Annotated in this window: 3 protein-coding genes and 3 pseudogenes; 1 reads left to right on the top strand and 5 read right to left on the bottom strand. The window is 34.5% G+C overall.

Annotated elements, in window-relative coordinates:
- Nucleotides 1-192 precede the first annotated feature (192 nt).
- A pseudogene (locus ACFIME_RS02070) lies at nucleotides 193-959 on the top strand (hypothetical protein).
- Between the two features lie 1,592 nt (nucleotides 960-2,551).
- Here ACFIME_RS02070 and ACFIME_RS02065 read toward each other — a convergent pair.
- From ACFIME_RS02065 to ACFIME_RS02045, 5 genes and pseudogenes are all read right to left on the bottom strand, one after another.
- Nucleotides 2,552-2,740 (bottom strand): annotated as a pseudogene (locus ACFIME_RS02065) (hypothetical protein); the annotation flags it as partial.
- Nucleotides 2,741-2,959: 219 nt separating this feature from the next.
- Nucleotides 2,960-3,229: a type II toxin-antitoxin system RelE/ParE family toxin gene (locus tag ACFIME_RS02060; RefSeq protein ID WP_375684411.1), complete on the bottom strand. Its 270-nt coding sequence runs from the start codon at nucleotides 3,227-3,229 to the stop codon at nucleotides 2,960-2,962.
- Nucleotides 3,213-3,440, bottom strand: coding sequence for a DUF6290 family protein (locus ACFIME_RS02055; protein ID WP_007554201.1), 228 nt, complete (start codon nucleotides 3,438-3,440; stop codon nucleotides 3,213-3,215). The genes ACFIME_RS02060 and ACFIME_RS02055 overlap by 17 nt, the downstream gene beginning before the upstream one ends.
- Nucleotides 3,441-3,517: 77 nt before the next feature.
- Nucleotides 3,518-4,049, bottom strand: a pseudogene (locus ACFIME_RS02050) (hypothetical protein).
- Nucleotides 4,036-4,350 (bottom strand): hypothetical protein (locus tag ACFIME_RS02045; RefSeq protein ID WP_375684410.1); only part of this gene is annotated, 315 nt, incomplete at its 5' end. The pseudogene ACFIME_RS02050 and the gene ACFIME_RS02045, both read right to left, overlap by 14 nt.

The following is a 4,350-nucleotide window of genomic DNA, read 5'->3' as shown; positions in this document are numbered from 1 at the left end:
GCTCATGTCTATGGCAATGCCAAGGTAATTGGCTATACTGAGATTGGTGGTGATACCAAAATTGGTGGCAATTATAAAGAATCTGTTATCACTGGTGATATTGTTTTTACAACTGTAAATGACGCGCGGGCGCGGCGGGGGCACCCCCCTTTAAACATTTCATTCTAAAATTTAAATCTCTATAAAGGAATTGTGCTATGCAAAAAAAAGTTTGCACTCACAAATGAGACACGTGTATTTAATAATCAAACTCTTTATCGCATCCAAGCATTAAGGGATTTTGACGATGTTAAGGCTGGTGCCTTGGGTGGTTTTATTGAAAATGAAAGTAACCTCTCTCATGATAGCAATTGCTGGGTCTATGATGAGGCTTGTGCCTACGGTCATGCAAGAGTGTATGAAAATGCAAAAATACGCCATTTTTCTCAAGTCTGTGGTCAAGTTTATGGCAATGCTGAAGTCTATGGAAAGCTTTTATCTCTCAATATGCTAAAGTTTATGACCATGCTTTTGTCTATGGCAATGCTCATGTTTATGGCAATATTTATGGTAATGCTCATGTGAATGGTAGTGCCCGCGTTCTTGCTGATGCTCATATTTATGACCATGCGCATGTTTCTTATGATGCTACGGTTTTTAGTTATGCACGCGTTTATGGTCATGCCAAGGTTTGTGGCTCTGCTTGCATTTATAGCCATGCAAAAGTTTATAATTATGCTGTTATTAATGGTCGTGCTAAAATTTATGGCAAGGTTTATGGAAATGCTTGTGTGAGTGGCTCTTGTGAGATTTATGGCTCTGTTTTTGGCAATGCTAAAATCTCATATTGTGCAACGATCTGGGGGCGTGTTTATGGCAATGCAAAAATCAATAAAAAAAGCAAAGTAAGGTTGGTTCCAAAAAAATGTGAGGTGTATGAAAGGGATAATGTTGTCAATATAACTGATAAAACAGAATAAAAAGAGACATGGGGGCGTGCATTCTTTATGGTTATAAACGCATATAAAATGCATTGCTATAAACATATCATAAAAGAGAGAGTAACATAAAAAAGCCGTGTCGAAAGTGATATGACGCGGCTTTCAAATAGCGTTTTTTATTGATTAAAATGAATCATCCACAATGGAGTAATCAGTGCATATATACAAAACGTATCATATTGCAAGCGCTCTATTATCTTTATGAAAACTTATCAAAAGGAATGTAAATGATGCGTTTGATTTTTACTCACTCATTTGAATGAGAAAACCTATAAACGCTTTTTGTTGCTCTCAAACGTATCAAAACGCTCGGTAGCTTTAATAATTCAATCAAAAGCAAATGCATATTCAATAAATATCTGCAAAAAACGTTCTTTTTAGCTTGCAAGCATTGGTTTTTAAAAGCAGCTTTTCATAAGATAAATAAACAAACGCTTTTATAAAATGTAAGGTTTTTAAATTTTTTCTGCTGTGAAAGCTAAATCTTAGTTTTCTCATAAATGAAACGTTCTTAAGAGCAAATGATAACTAAGTTATAACTGTAATAAAAAAAAGTTTTAACGTTTCTTATAAAGATCTCATTTTATGTTTCAAACGTTTAAACGTGCATTTAAAGAGCTTTCATAAGCGTATTTGTACTTTTCATTAAAACCTAATTTCTTTAAATATTAGCCGGTCCATTTTGGGGATGTTATCTTAGAATAGAGCATTCTTAAATATTACAGCTTTTGACTCAAAATTGAGTAAAAACCCATACCTTATGATGTTACAATGGTTTTGAAGTTTGTTTGCTTATCTTTGTCTTAATAGCTGCCCCCAATTTGAGGAGAGCTCATTTGGTTTCGTATTTTAAACTATAACTTTTAAAACGTTTTTAGTACCAAATCTAAAGTAGATAGTTATTCTACTGCCATGGCATTATTTGCCTTCATTTTTTGTGGAAGCGAATAGTTCCGTTCTTAAAGACTAGCCTGCAATCTATTCATTAAAAGGCTTTTCATTTCATAAGATATAGCGTTTTGAATTTCATGACCTTTATTTCCTACCTCGGTAAAAAATACCGTGGTTATAAAATCGATCTTGTCTTTAAATCCTTTTATGCAATCTTTATAAATTAAATCTATAAGCTTATAAAAGTTTTAAATGATTACCTTCTTATAGGATACTATAACAACTTTAGATTTTGCGCTCCCCAATTTTGAGAACTGCAAATCTTGTGTTTTTATCATGCGATTAACAATCCAATCATTAAAACAAGATGTGATCTTTAAACATATGTTATCGATTATTTCAAACAACTAAATTTTAAACAATGTGATTTGTGCTGTGATAAAAACGTATCATAAAATTTATGAACTGTTATGAATGATAGCTGCTTTTCATTTCATTTGAACGTTTACATGCGTTATAACATTTACATCATGATTTGCTTTTTATGGTCTATTCATGCATGGCAATCTTATATAAAAAATGATCAAATGAATCATGCATAAAAGTGTGGATTCTTAAGTGGATTCATATAAAATAATTTCACACAACCTATTGACTTTATTTCGTTTTTTGATATTATACCTTTCCAAATAAGAGATCAAACCATCCTTGCCAATTTTATTCCCAGCATTCTCAGCAGCCTTAACCACTGCTTCTTTTAAAATGCGCGTCATTTTATTTGGAACACCTTTGACACGCCCTTGACCTGCCTTTGGTGGTATACGCTTTTTAATGGGTTGTGGAGCCTGCTGTGTATTTTCTGATGTCATAAAATACGCCCTCCAGATAATAAAAAACCCCGCACTTGCGGGGATTTCAAACTGCACTGCCTCTCGTCTAGATACAATACGACAAGTGCCGTATTTGTCATTAAATACGATTTGCAACACTTTGTCAACAAGAAAATGACACGTATTGTGTTATTTTATTTTTTTACCTAAATATGGTATTTTAAAAGGCAAAAATAATATGCATTGTCGCTATTATCTTCAATCTTTATATATATTTTTTCTATGTCCAATAGCTAAAACCAACACTACAAGCTCTCTATCGTAAAGATCGCATAGTACTCTATAGTCTCCCACACGACATCTCCACAAGCCAGACAATTGACCTCTCAAAGGCTTCCCTACTACACGCGCATTTTCAAGAGGAGCAACGTGTTTATCTAAAAAATCAACAATCCTCCGTGCTTCTTTTTTATCGCATTTTTTTAAAAAACTAAGAGCTTTTTTTTCATATTTAATCGTCCAAGCCAAGCTCTTTCCTCACTTCTTCAGAGCTGTAAAAAGTTGCATCTCCATTTCGAATACGCTCTCTTACTTGTGAGGCTAAATAATAATCCTCTGCTTCTTCTATTCCACGTTCAATAATCTCACGTAAATAAAAAGACTTTGTGCGTCCTGTTTTAGCAGCTAAATTATTCAAACGTGTCTCAAGATCACTTGGCAATCGAATAGATATCGTCATAACGCAATCCTCATATTTGTATTCATTGTAATACAAATACAACATATTGTACAGAAAAACGTTTCACATCACGCTTTTTACTTTGTTACAGTGAAATGTTTATGAAGCGCATTAAGAACAATACGCAAAGAACTAACAAGATGTGGTAGCGATTGATCTTCTATAACAAGATATTGTAATGCAGCATAAAGATTATACTGTCTATAGAGGCATTGCGTTTCTTTTAGTGCCTCTTGCACGGCTTTATAGTGATTGGTTGCTTTTTGAACCCACCGTTCAAGACTATTGGGGTCTGAATTTGTAGACACATCATCATAAACAGCGCTTGGCAGACTTTTTGCACATGAGTAGTTATTTTTCACTTCAAGATATTGTTGCGCGGCGTCGTATTGCTCTTGAGTAACCACACCTTGCAAACAAAGCCGCCCTATGTAAGTACCAGAAAGTGGATTTTTTGCCTCCTGTAGCGTAAAACCGAAGCGCTTTGCACGTATCTATTGCCAATTTATCAACGGCTTCACGCGGTGCTTTTGCACGTGATATACGTCCGTTTGGTTCTCTTACCTGCCCTCCTATTTTAGGGCGTCCCCTCTTTTTATTTCTTTTCACAGATAACCTCAGACACCTGTTTAACGTTTTCCCAAATTTCCTCTGAGTTTGAATTTGTTTTTGCATCCAAAGCCGCTACAAGTATTATCAACACGCCGCCTATACAAAAGGCTGGAATTTTTTTCCAATCATCATCATCATTCATCATCCACGCGATGATAATGACCATCATTACAATTAGAAAGCCTGCTGATATATTACAGAATGTCTCAATCTTATTATTATGTTGTAATGATTTTATCTCCTGATCTGTAATAGTATAGTTATAAACTGGCTTAGATTTACAGATTGCACTAAAGGT

The sequence above is a fragment of the Bartonella sp. AP1QHHD genome, assembly GCF_042196265.1.
In the GTDB taxonomy this organism is placed as follows: domain Bacteria; phylum Pseudomonadota; class Alphaproteobacteria; order Rhizobiales; family Rhizobiaceae; genus Bartonella.
The sequence above is the reverse complement of the archived record's forward strand: the minus strand, read 5'-3'. Positions and strand labels throughout refer to the sequence as shown.